General features: G+C 70.8%; 19 protein-coding genes. 10 read left to right on the top strand and 9 right to left on the bottom strand.

Features of this window, described 5'->3' with window-relative positions:
• Window positions 1–422: 422 nt before the first annotated feature.
• The 3 genes from AVMA1855_RS08885 to AVMA1855_RS08875 are packed head-to-tail and all read left to right on the top strand — an operon-like array spanning window position 423 to window position 3,774.
• A complete protein-coding gene (locus AVMA1855_RS08885; protein WP_284397832.1) occupies window positions 423–1,799 on the top strand; it encodes an aspartate aminotransferase family protein in 1,377 nt (458 codons plus the stop codon).
• The gene (locus tag AVMA1855_RS08880) at window positions 1,799–2,866 is read left to right on the top strand and encodes a GNAT family N-acetyltransferase (protein WP_284425427.1); all 1,068 of its coding nucleotides are present in this window, start codon (window positions 1,799–1,801) and stop codon (window positions 2,864–2,866) included. The genes AVMA1855_RS08885 and AVMA1855_RS08880 overlap by 1 nt, the downstream gene beginning before the upstream one ends.
• Window positions 2,863–3,774 carry an arginase family protein gene (locus AVMA1855_RS08875; protein WP_284425426.1) on the top strand — a complete coding sequence of 304 codons (912 nt, stop codon included), beginning with the start codon at window positions 2,863–2,865 and terminating at the stop codon, window positions 3,772–3,774. The genes AVMA1855_RS08880 and AVMA1855_RS08875 overlap by 4 nt, the downstream gene beginning before the upstream one ends.
• A 13-nt stretch (window positions 3,775–3,787) precedes the next feature.
• Here the strand turns inward: AVMA1855_RS08875 and AVMA1855_RS08870 are convergent, their stop codons facing one another.
• From AVMA1855_RS08870 to AVMA1855_RS08830, 9 genes are all read right to left on the bottom strand, one after another.
• A complete protein-coding gene (locus tag AVMA1855_RS08870; RefSeq protein ID WP_284425425.1) occupies window positions 3,788–5,014 on the bottom strand; it encodes a DegT/DnrJ/EryC1/StrS family aminotransferase in 1,227 nt (408 codons plus the stop codon).
• Complete coding sequence (locus AVMA1855_RS08865) at window positions 5,004–5,414, bottom strand: DMT family transporter (RefSeq protein ID WP_284425424.1); 411 nt, start codon at window positions 5,412–5,414, stop codon at window positions 5,004–5,006. The genes AVMA1855_RS08870 and AVMA1855_RS08865 overlap by 11 nt, the downstream gene beginning before the upstream one ends.
• Window positions 5,411–5,737, bottom strand: coding sequence for an EamA family transporter (locus tag AVMA1855_RS08860; protein WP_272553130.1), 327 nt, complete (start codon window positions 5,735–5,737; stop codon window positions 5,411–5,413). Before AVMA1855_RS08860 ends, AVMA1855_RS08865 begins: the two co-directional genes overlap by 4 nt.
• Before the next feature lie 59 nt (window positions 5,738–5,796).
• A complete protein-coding gene (locus AVMA1855_RS08855) occupies window positions 5,797–6,690 on the bottom strand; it encodes an alpha/beta hydrolase (protein WP_284425433.1) in 894 nt (297 codons plus the stop codon).
• Between the two features lie 11 nt (window positions 6,691–6,701).
• Window positions 6,702–7,355 carry an MtnX-like HAD-IB family phosphatase gene (locus AVMA1855_RS08850; protein WP_284425432.1) on the bottom strand — a complete coding sequence of 218 codons (654 nt, stop codon included), beginning with the start codon at window positions 7,353–7,355 and terminating at the stop codon, window positions 6,702–6,704.
• A gap of 70 nt (window positions 7,356–7,425) precedes the next feature.
• A complete protein-coding gene (locus tag AVMA1855_RS08845) occupies window positions 7,426–8,349 on the bottom strand; it encodes an HlyD family secretion protein (RefSeq protein WP_284425423.1) in 924 nt (307 codons plus the stop codon).
• Window positions 8,346–9,095 carry an ABC transporter ATP-binding protein gene (locus tag AVMA1855_RS08840; RefSeq protein WP_284425422.1) on the bottom strand — a complete coding sequence of 250 codons (750 nt, stop codon included), beginning with the start codon at window positions 9,093–9,095 and terminating at the stop codon, window positions 8,346–8,348. Before AVMA1855_RS08840 ends, AVMA1855_RS08845 begins: the two co-directional genes overlap by 4 nt.
• Window positions 9,092–10,228 (bottom strand): ABC transporter permease, encoded by a 1,137-nt coding sequence (locus AVMA1855_RS08835; RefSeq protein ID WP_284397849.1) that lies wholly within the window; start codon window positions 10,226–10,228, stop codon window positions 9,092–9,094. The genes AVMA1855_RS08840 and AVMA1855_RS08835 overlap by 4 nt, the downstream gene beginning before the upstream one ends.
• Window positions 10,225–11,685 carry an efflux transporter outer membrane subunit gene (locus AVMA1855_RS08830; protein ID WP_284425421.1) on the bottom strand — a complete coding sequence of 487 codons (1,461 nt, stop codon included), beginning with the start codon at window positions 11,683–11,685 and terminating at the stop codon, window positions 10,225–10,227. The genes AVMA1855_RS08835 and AVMA1855_RS08830 overlap by 4 nt, the downstream gene beginning before the upstream one ends.
• A 212-nt stretch (window positions 11,686–11,897) precedes the next feature.
• On the opposite strand from AVMA1855_RS08830, the gene AVMA1855_RS08825 reads away from it, so the two are divergent.
• From AVMA1855_RS08825 to htpX, 7 genes are all read left to right on the top strand, one after another.
• Window positions 11,898–12,629 (top strand): response regulator, encoded by a 732-nt coding sequence (locus tag AVMA1855_RS08825; protein ID WP_284425420.1) that lies wholly within the window; start codon window positions 11,898–11,900, stop codon window positions 12,627–12,629.
• 15 nt (window positions 12,630–12,644) lie between these two features.
• On the top strand, window positions 12,645–13,814 hold the full coding sequence (locus tag AVMA1855_RS08820) for a sensor histidine kinase (protein WP_284397857.1): 1,170 nt from the start codon (window positions 12,645–12,647) through the stop codon (window positions 13,812–13,814).
• Window positions 13,815–13,998: 184 nt separating this feature from the next.
• Window positions 13,999–14,499 carry a hypothetical protein gene (locus tag AVMA1855_RS08815; protein WP_284397861.1) on the top strand — a complete coding sequence of 167 codons (501 nt, stop codon included), beginning with the start codon at window positions 13,999–14,001 and terminating at the stop codon, window positions 14,497–14,499.
• 112 nt (window positions 14,500–14,611) lie between these two features.
• Window positions 14,612–15,661 (top strand): dihydroorotase, encoded by a 1,050-nt coding sequence (pyrC, locus tag AVMA1855_RS08810; protein ID WP_284425419.1) that lies wholly within the window; start codon window positions 14,612–14,614, stop codon window positions 15,659–15,661.
• Between the two features lie 70 nt (window positions 15,662–15,731).
• Entirely contained in the window at window positions 15,732–16,610 is an 879-nt protein-coding gene (locus AVMA1855_RS08805) for an NYN domain-containing protein (RefSeq protein WP_284425418.1), read from the top strand.
• A 121-nt stretch (window positions 16,611–16,731) separates the two neighbouring features.
• Complete coding sequence (locus tag AVMA1855_RS08800) at window positions 16,732–17,352, top strand: DUF3025 domain-containing protein (protein WP_284425417.1); 621 nt, start codon at window positions 16,732–16,734, stop codon at window positions 17,350–17,352.
• Between the two features lie 133 nt (window positions 17,353–17,485).
• A complete protein-coding gene (gene htpX, locus AVMA1855_RS08795) occupies window positions 17,486–18,358 on the top strand; it encodes a protease HtpX (RefSeq protein WP_272565273.1) in 873 nt (290 codons plus the stop codon).
• The last annotated feature ends 183 nt before the right edge of the window (window positions 18,359–18,541 follow it).

Genomic DNA, 18,541 nt, shown 5'->3' with positions numbered 1-18,541 from the left:
CTCTTGTGTTGGCGCGAGGCCTCAGCGAACAGGTCGAACTTCAGGGCGCTACGGGGAGTGATCATGGCAAAGGATGGAGCACGCGTTCTCGATCAACAAGGGACCGGATGGGTTTTGAGAGGTTCCCATTGTTATTGAGATGTCCATCGTCAATTGCTTTTTCGTAACAAAAAAGTACGTAATATCGAGGCTGCTCATGTCTTGTGAACGAGGTAGTCCTTGTGGGCGCATAGGCATCCACTGGCCCAGTCACCGGCGAAATCAACAGCCGCGATGGGAAGCCGGTGACGCTCCACGATTTGCACACAAACGCTCGATAGACGGTCAAGGTTGGGGGGCCAGACTGCGCTGCAGATGCTGAAGGCCAAGCCCGTTGCGGGATGCCAAGGCATGCAAGCCAACCCTCTGGAGCCCCTTCCGACATGAGCCAAGACAACGCCCAACTGCTGGCCGACGAAGCAAAGTACTGCTCGTTCGGCGACACCGTTCACTACGTCAACCCGCCCAAGATCTTCGACGGCTGCGACGGCAGCTACATGTACGACGCCGAGGGAACGCCTTACCTCGACCTGCAGATGTGGTACTCGGCCGTGAACTTCGGCTACAAGAACAAGCGGCTGGAAGAGGTCATGATCCGCCAGCTGCAGACCCTGCCGCAGGTGGCCAGCCAGTACCTGCACCCCACGAAGATCGAGCTGGCGAAGTTCATCGCCCAGGACGCCGAAGCCAAGTGGGGCAACGCGGGCCGCGTGCACTTCAACGTGGGCGGCGCGCAGGCCATCGAGGATTCGCTCAAGGTGGTGCGCAACGCCAGCGGCGGCAAGAGCCTGATGTTCGCCTTCGAGGGTGGCTACCACGGCCGCACGCTGGGCGCCTCCAGCATCACCTCCAGCTACCGCTACCGCCGCCGCTTCGGCCACTTCGGCGATCGCGCGCAGTTCCTGCCGTTCCCCTATCCGTTCCGCCGCCCCAAGGGCATGACGGCCGAGGAATACTCCGAATCGCTGGTGCAGGAGTTCGCACGCAAGTTCGAGAACGAGTACCACGCCGTGTGGGACCCCAAGACGCGCCAGTGCGAATACGCGGCCTTCTACGTCGAGCCCATCCAGGGCACGGGCGGCTACGTGGTGCCACCGGCCAATTTCTTCAAGGGCCTCAAGAAGGTGCTGGACGAGCACGGCGTGCTGCTGGTGGTGGACGAGATCCAGATGGGTTTCTGGCGCACCGGCAAGCTGTGGTCGGTCGAGAATTTCGGCGTGAAGCCGGACGTGCTGGTGTTCGCCAAGGCGCTGACCAACGGCCTGAACGCGCTGTCCGGCCTGTGGGCGCGCGAGGAACTGATCAACCCCACGATCTTCCCGCCGGGCTCGACGCACTCCACCTTCGCCTCCAACCCGCTGGGCACGGCGCTCGGTCTGGAGGTGATGAAGATGACGCACGAGATGGACTTCGGCGCCCAGGTGCGCGACAGCGGCGCCTACTTCCTGGAAGGACTCAAGGACCTGCAAAAGCGCCACAAGGAGATCGGCGACGTCGACGGCCTGGGGCTGGCACTGCGGGCCGAGATCTGCACCGAGGACGGCTTCACGCCCAACCGCGCGCTGCTGGACAAGATGGTGGACATCGGCCTGGAAGGCAATCTCGAATACAAGGGCCAGAAGCGCGGCCTGGTGCTGGACGTGGGCGGCTACTACAAGAACGTCATCACGCTGGCGCCTTCGCTCATGATCACGCGCCCCGAGATCGACGAGGCCCTGGTGCTGCTGGAGCAGCTCCTGACGCGCGCCAAGCGCAGCTGATGCCCTGGCGCAACGCGCTCGAGCCGCAGGCGCTGGCCGGGCACTTCGCCGCGCACCCGCCGCAGGGCTTCACGGTGCTGCAGGGCCTGCCGGCGCCGGCCTTCGCGGCGCCGCTGGACCTGCTCACCACGGCGGACGATGCGCTCAAGGCCCGGGTGCGGGCGCTGCCGCTGTTCGCGCGCTGGTCCCGCTGGCTGCGGGTGGCCACGGCGTTCGTGGGCACCACGGTGACCGAATACGCGCCGCTGCCCGCGGATGGCACCGCGCCCGAAGCCCTGGCGCAGGTCGTGCGCGCGGGGCCGGGGCGGCGCTTCGCGCTGGCCATCATCAAGGACCTGCCGCAACAGTCGCCCCTGCTGTCCGACGCCGACAACGCCTACGCGGCCGCCCTGGCGCACGCCTGCGAGCGCCAGGGCTTCGTGCTGGTCGAAGGGCAGGCGCTGGCCTATGTGCCCATCGACTTCGCGAGCATCGCCGACTACCTGGGCCGCCTGTCCGCCAGCCGGCGCCAGAACCTGCGCCGCAAGCTGCGCAGCCGCGCGGGGCTGGCGGTGCGCCACATCGCCACGGGCGCGGCCTTTGCCGACGACGCCGTGGTGGACGCCTACTACGCGCTGTACGAGGCCGTTTACGCGCAGAGCGAGGTGCACTTCGACCGGCTCACGCGCGGGTTCTTCGCCGCCGTGCTGCGCGATGCGTCCAGCGGCGGCATCGCCTTCGAATACCGCCACGCCGCCACGGGGGATCTGTTGGGCTGGAACCTGTGCTACGTGCATGGCGGCCGCCTGGTGGACAAGTACATCGGGCTGGCCTATCCGGCCGCGCGCGAGGCCAACCTGTACTTCGTGAGCTGGATGGAAAACCTCGAATACGCGCTGGCGCAGGGCCTCACGCACTATGTCGCCGGCTGGACGGACCCCGAGGTCAAGCGCAGCCTGGGCGCGCGCTTCACCTTCACGCGCCACGCGGTGTACGTGCGCCAGCCCGTGCTGCGCGCGCTGGCGCGGCGGTTCGCCGGGCGCTTCGAGAGCGATCGGCAGTGGCGCGACCGCGCGGAGGCCGCATGAGGCCGGCGGACTGGCCACCGGTCGTGCTCGACCTCGACGGCGCCGTCGGGGCGCTGCCGGACGAGCGGCGCATCGATCTGGCGCAGGACTGGCACGAGTCGCTGCGGTTCGGCTGCGGCCTGGCCCGCATCCGGGCCTTCGGCGGCCTGCTCGACGCCCGGCTGCCGGCCTTCGACCGCCACGGCCCGGTCTTCATGGGCAGCGGTGATTTCCACCACCTGAGCTGGCCGCTGATCGCCCGCTGCATCGCCGCGCGCGGGCACACCGCCGCGCGGCCCCTGCGCGTGGTGGTGCTGGACAACCACCCGGACAACATGCGCTTTCCCTTCGGCGTGCACTGCGGCTCGTGGGTGCGCCGCGTGGCGATGCTGCCGCAGGTGTCGCACGTGCACGTGGTCGGCATCACCTCGGGCGACATCGGCCTGCGCCACGCTTGGGAGAACTACCTCGCGCCGTTGCGGGCCGGCCGGCTCACCTACTGGAGTGTGGGGGTGGATACGCGCTGGGCGCGCTGGCTGGGCCTGCAGGCGCGGTTTCGCAGCCTGCCCGATGCCGACGCGCTCGCCGCCACGCTGTACCGCGTGCTCTCGGCCCACCGCCAGCCCACCTACCTCAGCATCGACAAGGACGCGTTCTCGCCCTCGGTCGTGCGCACCAACTGGGACCAGGGCGTCCTGGGCGCGCACCACGGCGCCGCCCTGATCTCCGCGCTGCGCGGGCAGCTCGTGGGCAGCGACGTGACGGGCGAGGTGTCCGTGCACCGCTACCGCACGGCGTGGAAGCGCTGGCTCAGTGCGGGCGACGGGCAGGACACGGCCCAGGCCGACGCGGCGCTGCCGCAGTGGCAGGCGCAGCAGGCGGCGTTCAATCGGGTGCTGCTGGGCCAGTTGGCGATGGCGGCGGATTGAACGGCGCGCGGGGCTAAGTCAGCAACGCTTGCGCCAGCGTGGCGCAGACCCGCTCGAAGCCCGCGTCGTCCAGCCAGGGGCTGTTGCTGATGGACAGCACCTGCGTGGCGAATCGCCGGGCCTGGGGCAGCCCTGCCGCGCGGTCCTCCGCCGAAACTAGGTGGGCGTATCGCTCGTAGTCGGGCAGCACGTGCACGAAAGGCACGCCCACGCCCAGGCCGGCACCCCACAGGGACTTCAGGGCGGCCTCGCGGGCCGCGGCGTGGGGCAGCAGCACCAGCAGGGTGGGCCAGGTGCCCTGCGCACCACCGGCGGCCACGCTGTCCTCCAGCACCTGCAGCCCTGCGATGCCGCGCAGCCGTGCGACCCGCGCTGCGGCGCGCGCTTGCGCTGCGGCCAGCCAGTCGGGCAGCCGCGCGAGCGCCCGCACGCCCACCGCCTGCCGCCAGCGGCCCACGCGGTGCAGCGGAATGCGCGGCGAGAAATCGTCCCCCGCGGCGCCCACGCGGTCGCCCCGGGCGAGCGCCCGCCGCAGCGGCGCGCCGTAGGCCATCGGCAGCGTGGCCGGGCGGTAGAGCGCGGCGTAGGCCAGCAGTTCGGCGCAGCGGCGCAGTTCCCAGAACATACGGCGCGGCACGGTGCTGCGGCTGGCGTGCAGGCATGAGGTGCGCAGCTGCGGGTCGGCTGCGATGAGCGCGCCGCCCTCGAAAAGGGTCAGTCCCTTGCCCACCGCCAGACTGAAAAAAGCGAGGTCGCTGCCGGCCCCCACGCTCGCGCCGGCCACGCGCGCACCCAGGGCCTGCGCCGCGTCCTCGATGACCCAGGCGCCCGCGGCCCGCGCCAGGCTGCGCACGTTGGCCGTGTCCACCACGCGGCCGGCCAGGTGCGTGGGCAGCACCGCCAGCGTGCGGTGGCCGCACAGCGGATCGAGCTCCGCCAGGTCCAGGTCGAGCGTGCCGGGGCCGAGGTCGCACAGCCGCAGCTTCAGGCCGCAGTGCGCCACCGCCATGGCCACCAGCGGGCAGGTATAGGCCGGCACCACGACTTCGTCGCGGTCGGGCGCCAGCGTGCGCAGTGCCGTGAGGGCGACCACCAGCGCGGCGGTGCCGGAGCACTCCACCTGCACGGCGGGCACGCCCAGGAAGCGCGCGAGCGCACCGCCCAGGTCGGCATCGCCGCCAGGTAGCAGGTCGGCCATCCGCAGCGGCAGGCCCGCGGTGGGCGGGGCTTCACGCGCCATCGTGCGCCGGGACGTGATCGGCCCCGGGCTCGGCATCGGCCTCGCTGCGCGCCAGGCAGGCGATGCCGCCCAGGATGAGCACCGCGCCCGCCACCTGCGGCCAGCCGATGGGCTCGTTGAACCACATGGCCGAGATCGCCAGCACCGAAACGACTTCCAGGTGCGACGCGGCGAACGCCGGGCCGATCGGGGCATGCTCCAGCAGCGTCATCCAGGTGAAGAACGCGCCCAGGTAGCCGATGAAGGCCCCGTAGATCCACGGGTGCCCGAAGACCCGCACCAGCCAGTCGGCGGACAGCTCCAGCGGCAGCGCGTGCTCGCCCGCGAGCTTGAAGCTGATCTGCGCCAGCGTGTCGAACGCCACCAGCGCGAGGAACCCGAGGGCGTAGAAGCGCTTCATCCGTGCAGCCCCACGACGGCCACGCCGGCCGACACCAGCAGGATGCCGGCCACGCGCATGCGCGACAGCTTCTCGCGGAACAGGAACCGGCCGGCCACCATGACGGCCACGATGTTGATGGAGCCCAGCAGCACGCCGTCCGACAGCGGCACGAGCGAGAGGAACGCCAGCCACACCAGGAACTCGGCGACGTAGCAGCCCACGCCGATCCACAGCCACGGCCGTCGCGCCATGAACGCCCAGCGGGCCAGACCGCTGCCGGCGCGCGGGTCGGCCGTGGCCGCCGCCTTGAACGCCAGCTGCCCGCCCGTGTCCACCAGCATGTTCAGCGCCCAGAGCGCTGCCACCAGCGGCGTGATGCCGCTCTCGGCCCCGGCCGGGTTCACGGCGTGCCCCCGCGGGCGACTTGCTCCGCGAACGCGACGGTGCGCGCCACGACGGCGCGGCGCTCCCGGTCGATGGTGATCATGTGGTAGCTGTCGTCCAGCAGCACCAGCTCCACCGGCGCGTACCGCACGCCCTGCACGATGGCCTGGGCGTTGGCGGCCGAGGCGATGTCGTCGTGGCGCGCATGCAGCACGAGGCAGGGCGAGCGCACGGCGTCCAGGCGCCGGCGCACGTGGGCCGCCAGCGCGCGCATTTCGATCACCGACCACCACGGGTTGCCCGGCAGGCCGGCGGCCGCGCTGTCGCCCGATTGCATCTGCGCCACCACGCGCTCGCGCAGCGCCGCGTCCTTGATGCCGTAGGGCGGCTGCTCCATGAAGACGCGGCGGCGCCCGATGCCGAGCATGCGAAACAGCGGCAGCAAAAAGGACAGCCGCGTGTACGCGGGCATGCTCCAGCCGTCGTAGCGGAAGGTGGGCGACAGCGCCACCACGCCGGCCACCTGGGCCGGGCGATCGGCGGCCAGCGCCAGCGCCAGCACGGCGCCCATCGAGAGGCCGCACGCCACGAGCCGGCCGCCGGTCACCATCGCCAGCCGGTCGGCGCCGCGCTGCACGCTGGCGTGCCAGTCCTGCCAGCGCGTGGCGACCAGATCGTCCTGCGTGCCGCAGTGGCCGGCCAGCTGCACGGCCAGCACGGTGAAACCGGCGCGGTGCAGGCCCTTGGCCAGCAGGCGCATTTCGTTGGGCGTGCCGGTCAGCCCGTGGATCAGCAGCACGCCGGTGCCGGCGTTCGGGCCGTGCCCGCGCAGCAGGTACTCGTGCTGCGTGCCGGCATCGCCGGAGCGGGCCGCAGTGTCGCCCAGGGGAAGGGCGGTTTCGCGGGGCATCACGGCGGCGTTCATGCCGCCAGTTCCAGTGCCACGGGCTGCGGCAGCAGGGCCAGCGCCTGCGAGAAGTCGGTGAACGCCGCATGGGCGATGCCGTGGTCAACGCAGTGCTGGATGAGCTTGTACTTGGCCAGCACGAAGTCGGCTCGGCCGGACACGCAGAAGTCCGAGGTGCTGTCGCCCACGTACAGCACGCGGCCATGCCGCTCTCGCTGCTCGGCCAGGCGTTCGCATTTGCAGTTGCCGCTGGCGCGCGCGCAGGCAGCGCTGGCCCAAGGCGATTGCAGCTGCCAGCTGCGCGGGTCGGTCTGCACCAGCCGGTTGGCGATCACCGGCAGGTCGCCCAGGCCATGGCGTTCCAGCACGGCATGGATGGCGTAGTCGATGCCGTCGCTCACCACCTGCACCGGCATGCCCCGCCCGCGGGCCGCGCGCACGAAGGCGCCGAAGTGCGGGTCCACCGCGATGGTGGCCAGGTGCGCGTCCAGCTCGGCGCGGTCCATGTCGAGCAGGGCCACCTGGCCCTTCATGCATTCGCGCGAGCCGATCTCGCCGCGCTCCCAGGCGGCCTCCAACTCCTCCCAGCCGTCGCGGCCGAAGCGCTGCAGCAGCGAGTCGGTCACGTCTTCGGTGCTGATGGTGCCGTCGAAGTCGCATTGCACCATCCAGCCCGAGCCGGTCGCGGGCTGGGAGACATGGCGTGCATCGACCAGGGCGATGCGGTGGGTTCTGGCGTCATTCATGGAAGCTCACTCTCACGTTCTGTCCGACCCGCGCGGTGGGCGCCTGATCGAACTCCAACACACATTCGACGATGCGCACGGGGCCGCGCTGGACGTCGTCCTGCAGCCGCCCGGTGCCGAGCACGGGGCTGATGCGCACCACATGCGCCGGCGGCATCGCCGCAGCGGCGGTGTCGCCATCGGTGGTGACGGTGGCGCGTTGGCCCACGTGCACCTGGGCCGCGTAGCTTTCGTTCAGCTCGGCCCGCACGACGAGCGGGCGGCGCGGCAGCAGCGTGATGGCCGCTGCGCCGCCCGACGCCGGCGCACGCTGGCCGGCCTGCGTGCCCACGCGGACCACGGTGCCGTCTTCTGGCGCATGCAGCTCCAGCCGCGCGCGCTGCGCCTGCACCTGGGCCAGGCGGCTGCGCGCCACTTCGGCCTCGGCCTGCGAGACGGCGAGGTCGGCTTCGGCATCGCGCACGGCCTGCAGGGCTTCGTCGGCACGCTGGGGTTCAGCGGCGCCCGCAGTCACTGCCTCGGACAGCCGAGCCGCCGTGCGACGCAGGGCCGGCAGGCGCTGGGCGCGTGCCTGGTGGCGGGCCTGGGCCAGGTGCAGTTCGGACTGGGCGACCGCGGCTTCGCTGCCCGCGGCATCGCCCGCCAGGCGCAGCAGCAACTGGCCGCGCTGCACGGTCTGCCCTTCCTGCACGGCGACGGCCTGCACCAGCCCTTCCTGCGCGGGCGACAGTTCGAGCAGGCCGCCCGGCACTTCGATCTTGCCGCGCGCCACGGCCACCTGGGCCGGGGGCGGGGGCTCGGCCGCGACGGCCGAGGGCAGGGGCTTTTCGTTGCAGGCGACCAGCAGCACGGCCGTGGCGAGGAGCGCCGGGATCAGGCCGAGCAGCGATGGGGGCGTAAGGGGCAGGCGGGTCATGGGGTGTTCGTGGTCAGGGGCGCGTCGGGCTGGCGCCAGTCGCTGCGGATGGCGCCGTCCTCCATGCCCAGCACCCGGTCGGCATGGCGCACCAGCCGGGGGTCGTGGCTCACGCACAGCACCGTGGTGCCGTGCGCATGCGCGATGCGGTGAAGGATGTCGATGACACGCTGGCCGCTGTCGGCATCCAGCGCGCTGGTGGGCTCGTCGGCGAACAGCAGTTGCGGTTCCTTGGCGATGGCCCGCGCGATGGCCACGCGCTGCTTTTCTCCACCGGACAGCTGCGCGGGCCGCATGCTGGCGCGGTGCGACAGGTCCACCTCGTCCAGGGCGCGGCGGGCGCGCTTTTCGCTCTCGCGGTCGCTCAGGCCCAGGTAGCCCAGCGGCAGCTGCACCTGTTCCAGCGCCGTCAGGGCGGGAAACAGGTTGAAGCCCTGGAACACGAACCCCGTGTGGTGCAGCCGAAAGCGCTCGAGCGCGCGCACGCTGAGCGCGCCCAGGTTCTCGCCCAGGGCGATGGAATGGCCCGCGTCCGCCCGCTGCAGGCCGGACAGCAGCGACAGCAGCGTGCTCTTGCCGCAACCGGAGGGGCCGGAGATGAGCGTGAGCTCGGCCGGGTAGATGGACAGCGTGAGGCCTTCGATGACCTGCACGCGCACGACGCCAGACACGAACGACTTGTGCACCTGCACCGCCTGCAGGCTGTGCGTGAGGCGGGGGGCTTCGGGAGCGGTGCCGTGGTTCATCGCAGGAGCAGGGCCGGGTCGGCCCGCAGCAGGCCACGGATGGCGAAGAAACCCGAGAACAGGGCCACGATCCCGACCAGCACCGCGCAGGCGGCGGCTACGCGCGGCGTCATGGCGACCGGCACGCCATAGGCGGCCGCCACCCCCAGCAACGCGGCGCTGGTGGCGCCGGCGACCAGCAGGCCCAGCCCGCCGATCCAGCAGGCCTGCTCGATCACGAGCCGGCCCAAGGCGCCGCGGCTGGCGCCCAGGGCGTTGAGCACGGCGTATTCGCGCGCCGTGCCGGCCACCACGCCCATGAGCGACTGGCTGGTGACCACGGTGCCGACGAGGCACACGACGATCACCATGAACAGCACGGCCACGCCGGCGCCGGTGTCGAACATCCAGTACAGCTGCGACCGGCGCGAGAACTGACGGGCCGTCCACACCTCGAACGGGCCGAAACCCGGGCCACCCTGCGAAAGCCGAGCCTGGGCGGCCGCGGCGTCCGCCGGGCTGCGGGTGCGTGCGACCACGTAGGTGCTGCCGGAGCCGGCTTCGGCACCGGCGATTTCGCGTGCGGTGTCCAGCGAGGCCAGCACGTTCACGCCACCCAGGCCGCGCAGGCCGTCCACGGCCGCGGCCACGCGCACCGGGTGGCTGTTGATCCACGCCGTCTGGCCGACCCGCACGCCCAGCGTGTCCAGATCGGCCCGGTCCACGATCACCGCGCCCGGCTCGCGCAACGCATCGCGTTGCCATGGAGCGATGAGGCGGGCAAACAGCATGCCGTCGGGCGCGCTGCGGATGCCCGAGACATAGACCGAGATGCCGCCCGCGCCCGCCTGGGCGCTGCGCCAGTCGCCATCGACCCAGAGGTAGGGCTCGACGGCGGTCACGGCGGGGTCCATGCGCATCCGGCTTTCGACGTCGCGGCCGATGGCGCGGCCGAAGTTCACGCTCTGCGTGCCCGGGTAGCCGGCCCAGAGATCGGCCGTGGAGGCCCGCACATAGACGGCGGCGCTGCCGAAGATGCCGAGCACCAGCGCGGCCTGCACCATCAGCAGCAGTCCGGAGAACCCGACAGCGAACACCGCCGGCACGAAGCGGCGCCATTCGTGCACCAGGGTCTTGCGGGCCAGTGGAATCATGGCGCGGTCCCCGCGATGTTCTCCGCGATGTGCGTGGCCTCGGGCGCGGCCGCCCCGGCCGTGGGCTCGGCCGGCGGCAGTGGTGCACCGCCCAGGGCTTTGTAGAGCGCCACGAAGGCGAGGGCGCGGGCGTCCTGCGCCGTGTCCCATTCCGCGGCGGCCTGCAGCTCGGCGCGCCGCTGCGGCAGGCCTTCGTATTCGCTGGCCAGCCCAAGGCGGATCTGCGCCTGCCCGGCCGCCGTGCGCTGGCGCAGCAGGCCCAGGGCCTGGGCGAGCGCGTCCGCGCGGGCCTGCTGTGCCCCCAGGGCCGCGAGAGCGCCCTCCACCTCGGCCACGCCGTTGTTCACGGCCTTGCGGTAGCCGAGGAGCGCGGCGTTCACCGCTTCCTGCCGTGCCTGCACCTGCATCTGCCGGCGGCCCCAGTCGAACAGCGGAATGTCGATGACGGGCCCGAGCGCGGGGGCGTTTTCGCTGCGCGTGCGGAAATGCTGGGTGATGTTGTACGAATAGAGCAGCGAACCCATGAGCGAGATGCGCGGGTACAGCTCGGAGCGCGCCAGCCCCAGCGCCGCGGCCGCCTTGTTCACCTCCGCCTCGGCGGCGTGCACGTCGGGGCGGGTGCGCAGCAGATCGGCGGGCAGTTCGGCCAGGGCGAACGGCGCCAGCGCCGAAGGGGCGCTGCCGGGCACCTCGGCGCTCCAGGCCGGATCGGGGGTGGTGCGGCCGAGCAGCACGGCCAGGGCCTGGGCGGCACGGGCGCCGGCTTCGGTCAGGGGCGCTTGCGCTGCGCGGGCCTGTGCCCCCCGCACGCGGGCCTGCACGATCTCGTCCGCCGGTCCCAGCCGGGTGCGCAGCCGCACCTCGGCCAAGGCGGCGCTGCGCTCGTCCAGGGCTGCTATCTGCGCCAGCCGCTGCGCCTGGCGGCGGGCGGCGCGCAGGTCGAGGTAGTTGCGCACCACATCGGCCACGACCGCCACGCGAACGCCCTGGGCATCGGCTCCGGCCGCATCCAGCTCGGCTTCGCCGGCCTGGCGCGTGCTTTCGCCGGCGCCGAAGAGGCCCAGCTCCCACACCATGTCCAGGCTGGCGTGAAAGTAGGTGTCGGTGGCCGAGATGTCCTGCAGCGAACGGGCGCTGGCGCCCAGCGATGGCCGGAACTGCAGGGCGGCGCGGCCCGATTGCAGCCGCGCCTCGCGGAGCCGGCTGGCGGCCTGCGCCAGGTCGAGGTTGCTGGCCAGCGCTTCCTGCACGAGGGCATCCAGCGCAGGGTCGTTGAAGGCTTTCCACCAGGACCGCAGGTCGGCCGCCGGCGCACCGGCGGGCGCCGGCTGGCTCCAGGCCGCTGGCACCGGGGCCACGCCCTGCACCGAGGGGGCGTCGGCCCCCCCGAGCGCGGCGCACCCGGCCACCAGGACGGACAGCGCGGCGCACGGCAGGAGGCGAAGGGATCGGTTCACGCGGACAGGACCTGGAGGGGGAAGGGCATTCGGGAAGGTTTTCAGCGGGCATTGGGCCCGCCAAAATTCGCGCAGCCGTGAATACCGTGTGGAGAAAACGTGGAGACGCGCCGAGGCCCGGTGCGGAGGGCGGCCCATGGATAATCGGCCGGCGATGTGCCGCCCTCGGACCCTCCCCGGGCCCCGTGGCCGCCGCCCTAGCCCCTGGTGCCATGAACAGTCCTACCCCTCTGCCTGGTCCGCTTGTCCTCGTGGTCGAGGACGAACCCGGGATCGCCAGCATCCTCACGGCCTACCTGCAGCGCGACGGGCTGCGGGCGCAGCAGGCCGGCAACGGTCTGGACGCCCTGCGGCTGTTTCGCCAGCTGCGGCCCGACATGGTGCTGCTGGACATCCACCTGCCCGGCATGGACGGGCTGGACGTGCTGCGCGCCATCCGCGAAGAGGGTCAGACCCCGGTCATCATGGTCACCGCGCTGGCGGACGACATCGACAAGCTGCTCGGCCTGCGCCTGGGGGCCGACGACTACGTGGTCAAGCCCTTCAGCCCGCCCGAAGTGGTGGCCCGTGTGCGCGCCGTGCTGCGCCGCACGCGGTCGCAGGAAGCGCCCGCCACCACGCCGATCCGCGTGGGCCGGATCGAGATCGACCAGCAGGCCCATGCCGCCCTGGCCTACGGCGAGGACGGGCGTGCCGTGCCGCTGCCGCTCACGTTGACCGAGTTCCGGCTGCTGGCCTGCCTGGCGGCGCAGCCCAAGCGCTGCTTCTCGCGCGGCCACCTGATCGAGCATTGCCTGCCCGAGAGCGACGCGCTCGACCGGGTGATCGACTCCCACCTGTCCAAGCTGCGGCGCAAGCTGCAGCAGGCCGGGCAGGGCGAGCTGATCGAGACGGTGCGCGGCATCGGCTACCGCCTGTGGCCCGGCGAGTCCGCCGAGGCCTGACCCGAGCCGCGCGCCATGCAAGGCTCCATCCTCGATCGCATCTGGGTCCGCTTCGGGCTGTACATCGCCGGGACGCTGCTCGCCACCATGGGCCTGCTGGCGGCCAGCGTGGTCGTGTTCTCCGAAATGCAGTACCGCGATTTCTACCGCAGCCTGCCCGCCACCGTGCAGCACGAACTGGACGAGCTCAACGACCATGACCAAGAGGACAGCCCCCAGGCGATGGCGATCTACGGGCAGTACTGGCGCGGCGACCTGCTGTTCGGCGAGAAGTGGTCGCTGGTCGTCGGGCTGGTGGTGTGCCTGCCTTTCGGGTTGGCCGTGGGGTTCTGGGTGTCGCGCCTGGTCACGCAGCCCGTGGCCTCGATGGCCGAGGCCGCCACGCGCGTGGCGATGGGCGACTTCACCGTGCGGGCGCAGCCGGGCCGCTACAAGGGCGAGATGGCCGAGATGGTGGGCCACTTCAACCAGATGACCGATGCGCTGGAGGACATGGCGCGCGAGCGCCGCGCCACCGCCGCCTCCATCTCGCACGAGTTGCGCACGCCGCTGACCGTGCTGCGCGCGCGCCTGCACGCGATCTGCGACGGCGTCATCGAGGCCGACGCCGCCGAGTCGCGCGCGCTGCTGGAGCAGGTCGAGTACCTCGGGCGCCTGGTCGGCGATCTGCACACCCTGTCGATGGCCGAGGCCGGCCAGCTATCGCTCAAGATGGCGCCGCAGGACTTGGCGGAACTGGTGCGCGAAGCGCTGGCAGGCCACGCCAGCCGCATCGCCGAACACGGCGTGGCGCTCGATTTGCAGGTGCCGCAGGCCCCGAGCACGGCGCTGGTGAATGCCGACCCCGACCGCCTGCGGCAGGTGCTGTTCAACCTGGTCGAAAACGCGCTGCGCCACGCGGGCGACGGCGGCTGGCTGGGCGTGGCGGTCGAGGTGACGGCTGCCGGCGTGGCGCTGCGCGTGAGCGATGCCGGGGCCGGGCTGCCTACCGAGATGCTGTCGCGGCCGTTTCGACGCTTTCCGCACGCACCCGGACACGGGGGCGAAGGCTCTGGCCTGGGGCTGTCCATCGTCCATGCCCTGGTGGTCCGCCAGGGCGGCACGGTCGAGGTGGAAAACCGCCCGGAGGGGGGCTCTTGTTTCACCGTGCGGTTTCCGGCGGTGGCGCCCCAGGCGTTGGCCTGAAGGGTTGCCTCCCCGCCTGCGCTGCGCCCGGCGGGCACGGGCGGTGCGGGAATCTGTCCTACGGACCCCGCTGCCAAAGACCCACAGCAGGGGCGAAAGGCCATTTCTAGGATCGGGGCTTGTCGCGAGGACGGGGTCTGACACCCGCTCCTGCGACTTTCCAATGACCGATCCTGACTGACCCATGAACGCTTTTCTCAAGACCTTTTCCGCTGCCGCCTGCACCGCCTTGCTGCTCACCGCCTGTGGCGGCGGCAACGACGACGATCCCACCCCGAGCGACCAGCCCGGCGTGCTCACGGTGAGCAACGCCACGGTCTCTGGCCTGAACGGCGTGTACGGCGACGGCACCATCAACCTGACCGATGTGGAAAAGAAGAACCCGGTGGGTTCGTCGCCCGAAGTCTGCACCTTCCGTTTCGACGGCGCCAAGAAGGTCGGCTCCAGCGACCAGGCCTCCGGCGACGTGCGCTACCAGCCCAATGCCGGCAACCTGTACATCGCCTTCCTCACGTTCTCGCAGCGCGAATTCAGCGCCACCGACTGGAGCGACACCACCGTATCGCGCGATTCCAACCAGGTGCGCCTGCTGAGCAAGACGCTCACGGCCACCGATGGCTCGGGCGATCGCATCACCGTCTCGGGCATCGTGCCCATGCGCGGCAACCGACCGTCCGGCTGCTGATCCGAAATACCAACCCGCAACCCCCTCGCCCCATTATTTGGGGTTTACCCTGTCCACCCTCCCGGGTGGGCAGGGTTTTTTCATGGGCCGGTGCGATGGGACAATGGCGCCCATGACCGCTGCCCACTCCCCCGACACCCTCACGATCACCCGCCCGGACGACTGGCACCTGCACGTGCGCGACGGCGAAGCGTTGCTCACCGTCGTGCCGCACACGGCCGCCCAGTTCGGGCGCGCCGTCATCATGCCCAACCTGCGCCCGCCCGTGACCACGGCGGCCCTGGCCACGGCGTACAAGGAGCGCATCCAGGCGGCCGTGCCGCCCGGCGTCGCCTTCGAGCCGCTGATGACGCTGTACCTCACCGACAACCTGGCGCCCGAGGAGATCGTGCGCGCCAAGGCGGCGGGTGTGGTCGCCCTCAAGCTCTATCCCGCCGGCGCCACCACCAACAGCGATGCCGGCGTGACTGATCTGCGCAAGACCTACCGCACCCTGGAGGCCATGCAGAAGGCCGGCCTGCTGCTGCTCGTGCACGGCGAGGTGACCAGCAGCGACATCGACCTGTTCGACCGCGAGGCCGTGTTCATCGAGCAGCAGCTCATTCCGCTGCGCCGCGACTTTCCGGAACTGAAGATCGTCTTCGAGCACATCACCACCCGGGATGCGGCGCACTACGTGCAGCAGGCCGACCGTTTCACCGCGGCCACCATCACCGCGCACCACCTGCTCTACAACCGCAACGCGATCTTCACCGGCGGCATCCGCCCCCACTACTACTGCCTGCCCGTGCTCAAGCGTGAAACGCACCGGGTGGCGCTGGTGGAGGCGGCCACCAGTGGCAGCGACAAATTCTTCCTGGGCACCGACAGCGCGCCGCACCCGGCCCACCTGAAGGAGCATGCGAGCGGCTGCGCCGGCTGCTACACCGCCCATGCGGCGATCGAGATGTATGCCGAGGCATTCGACCATGCCGGTGCGCTAGACCAGCTCGAAGGCTTCGCCAGCTTCCACGGCCCCGCGTTCTACGGCCTGCCGCGCAACCAGGGCACGATCACCCTGCGCCGCGAATCGTGGACGCCGCCGGGCAGCTTTGCCTTCGGCGAGGCCGAACTCAAGCCGCTGCGCTCGGGCGAAGCGCTGCCGTGGCGGGTGGTGGGGTGAACGCCACCGCGCACCCGGCGTGCCTGCCCGCCTTGGCGGCCGTGCTCCGACAGTCCCTGCGAGGCCACCCATGACCGCTTTCTTCATCGACGCCGACAACCTGTGCGCGCCCGCCTGGGTGGAGGAGGCCTTTCGCACCTTGGAGCAGCACGAGGGCAGCGTGTCCCTGCGCCGCGCTTACGGCAGTGCCGACAAGCTCAAGGGGCTCGGGGAGGTGCTGCGCACCCGCATGATCCGGCCCTACATGAACCTGTCGCTGACCAAGAACACGACGGACGTGGCCCTGGCGGTCGATGTGATGGAGCTGTCCTATGAGCCGTCGCATCCGTCCACCATCGCGATCGGTTCGGGCGATGCCGACTTCGTGCCGCTGGTGCTGCGGCTGCGCGAGCGCGGGTTCCGGATGGTGTGCCTTTCCGACCGCGGCAAGATGGCGCCCGAGGCCGTCAATGCCTACGATCAGGTCTTCCTGGTCGGGCAGGAGGCCGATGCGGTGACCGAGGCCCCCGCCGCGGTGCAGGATGCCGCACCACCGGCCCCGCGAAGCCCCGCGGCCAAGAAAACGCCCGCGCGCAAAACCACCCCCCGCAAGGCCGCTGCGCCCAAGCCGGCGGTGCAGGCCGCACTGTCCAGGAAGGCGCCGGCGAAGAAAGCCGCCGCCAAGAAGGTGGCTTCCACCACGGCGGCCAAGGCGGCGGATGGCCGGCGGGCGCGGTCGGCCTCGGGTGCGGGCGAGGCCGTGAGCGTCCGCAACATCCTGGACCATGCCCCTGCCCTGAAGGCCGGGCAGTGGCAGCCCCTGGGCGACATCGTGAAACTGCTGCACGACGCCAAGCTGCTGGGAAAGAACACGGCATCGACCAAACTGTTCAAGAAATTCCCCGACCAGTTCGAGCTGAAGCCCCAGACGCAGCCCAACGCGGTCCGCTACCTCCCTGAGGCGCGCTGAATCCGTGGGCCCCGGCGCGCTCGGCGCGGTACCGCCCTGGCGGCAGCCGTTTGAAGACCTGGGCCCCGCGGTCCGGGCGGCGTGGCAGTCCGGCACGCCCCTGCCGGACGCCCTGAACCGGATGCCGGACGCCGCTGTGCGCTTTGTGGCGCACTCGGCGCTGCCGGCGGGCCAGGCCTACGAGGCGTTCATCTTCGACACCGGCACCGTCCCCACCCGCGACAACCTGCACGATTTCTTCAATGGCCTGGTCTGGCTGCGGTACCCGCTGGCCAAGCGCCGGCTGAATGCCCTGCAGGCCGAGGCCATCGCCCAGACCGGGGTGGGCGCGGTGCGCGGGCCGCTGCGCGATGCGATCACGCTGTTCGATGAAAACGGCGCCGTGCTGTTCGCCCCCGCGCCGCTGTGGCAGGCGCTGGCGGCGCGCGACTGGCGGCGGTTGTTCGTCGATCTGCGGCCGCTGTGGCGGCAGGCGCAGCTGGTGTTGTTCGGCCATGCCTTGCTGGAAAAACTCGAGGCGCCAAGAAAACCGATCACGGCGCATGTGTATCAAGCGCAGGGTGCTATGGATTCGGTAGCGGATGTGGATGCCTGGCTGGCCGGCGCGCTCGATGCGGCGCACCTGGCCACCAAGCCTTTTCTGCCGCTGCCGGTGCTCGGAGTGCCCGGCTGGTGGCCCGGGAACGAGAACTTTTGCTTCTATGATGACTCCCTCGTATTCCGCAGCGCGCGCCCCGCATAACAAACCACACCAGGGCCATCGCAACGCTGCGAACACGGCTTGAACGCCTGCGCACCATCCCCATTTTCCGGTTTGTGACAGCGCGTTCCTGCCGCTGGTCACACCCCCGTATCCCTCCGTGGAGAACCCTTCGATGAAACGAATCGCGCTTTTCTTGTTGACCAACGTCGCCGTCGTGGTGGTGCTGGGCATCGTCGCCAGCTTGCTGGGCGTCAACCGCTTCCTGACCGCCAATGGCCTGAACCTGGGGGCACTGCTGGGCTTTGCCTTCATCATGGGCTTCGGCGGCGCCATCATCTCGCTGCTGATCAGCAAGCCCGTCGCCAAGTGGAGCGCGGGTGTGCAGATCATCGACGGCACCGGGTCGGCCGATGAGGCCTGGATCGTCGAGACCGTGCGCAAGTTCGCCGACAAGGCCGGCATCGGCATGCCCGAGGTCGGCATCTTCCCCGGCGACCCCAACGCGTTCGCCACCGGCGCCTTCAAGAACAACGCCCTCGTGGCGGTGTCCACCGGGCTGCTGCAGGGCATGACGCGCGAGGAGGTCGAGGCGGTGATCGGCCACGAGGTGGCCCACATCGCCAATGGCGACATGGTGACCATGACGCTGATCCAGGGCGTGATGAACACCTTCGTGGTGTTCCTGTCCCGCGTCATCGGCTATGCGGTGGACAGCTTCCTGCGCAAGAACGACGAGAACAGCTCCGGCCCCGGCATCGGCTACTACGCCACGACCATCGTGCTCGACATCCTGCTGGGCTTCCTGGCGTCGATGATCGTGGCCTGGTTCAGCCGTCAGCGCGAATTCCGTGCCGACGCCGGCGCGGCGCAGCTGATGGGTCGCAAGCAGCCCATGATCAACGCGCTGGCCCGCCTGGGCGGCGCCCACCCGGCCGAACTGCCCAAGAACATGGCCGCCCTGGGCATCGCCGGCGGCATCGGCAAGCTGTTCAGCACCCACCCGCCGATCGAAGAGCGCATTGCCGCGCTGCAGACGAACGCCTGAGGGGTCATGTGAATGGGGCGGACGGCCTTCCACGCCGCCTGCCCCGCGAAAGAGCGGCCGGAGCGATCCGGCCGCTCTTTTTTGCGCTTGTATCAAGTTGTCAGAACCGGTGCCGATACTTACCATGGACCCCACCCCATGCGCCTGGCGCACCGCTGGCCGCTCTTTCCCGCCTGCGGCCCT

Origin of the sequence: Acidovorax sp. SUPP1855, assembly GCF_030158955.1 — a bacterium.
Classification (GTDB): domain Bacteria; phylum Pseudomonadota; class Gammaproteobacteria; order Burkholderiales; family Burkholderiaceae_C; genus Paracidovorax.
The sequence above is the reverse complement of the archived record's forward strand: the minus strand, read 5'-3'. Positions and strand labels throughout refer to the sequence as shown.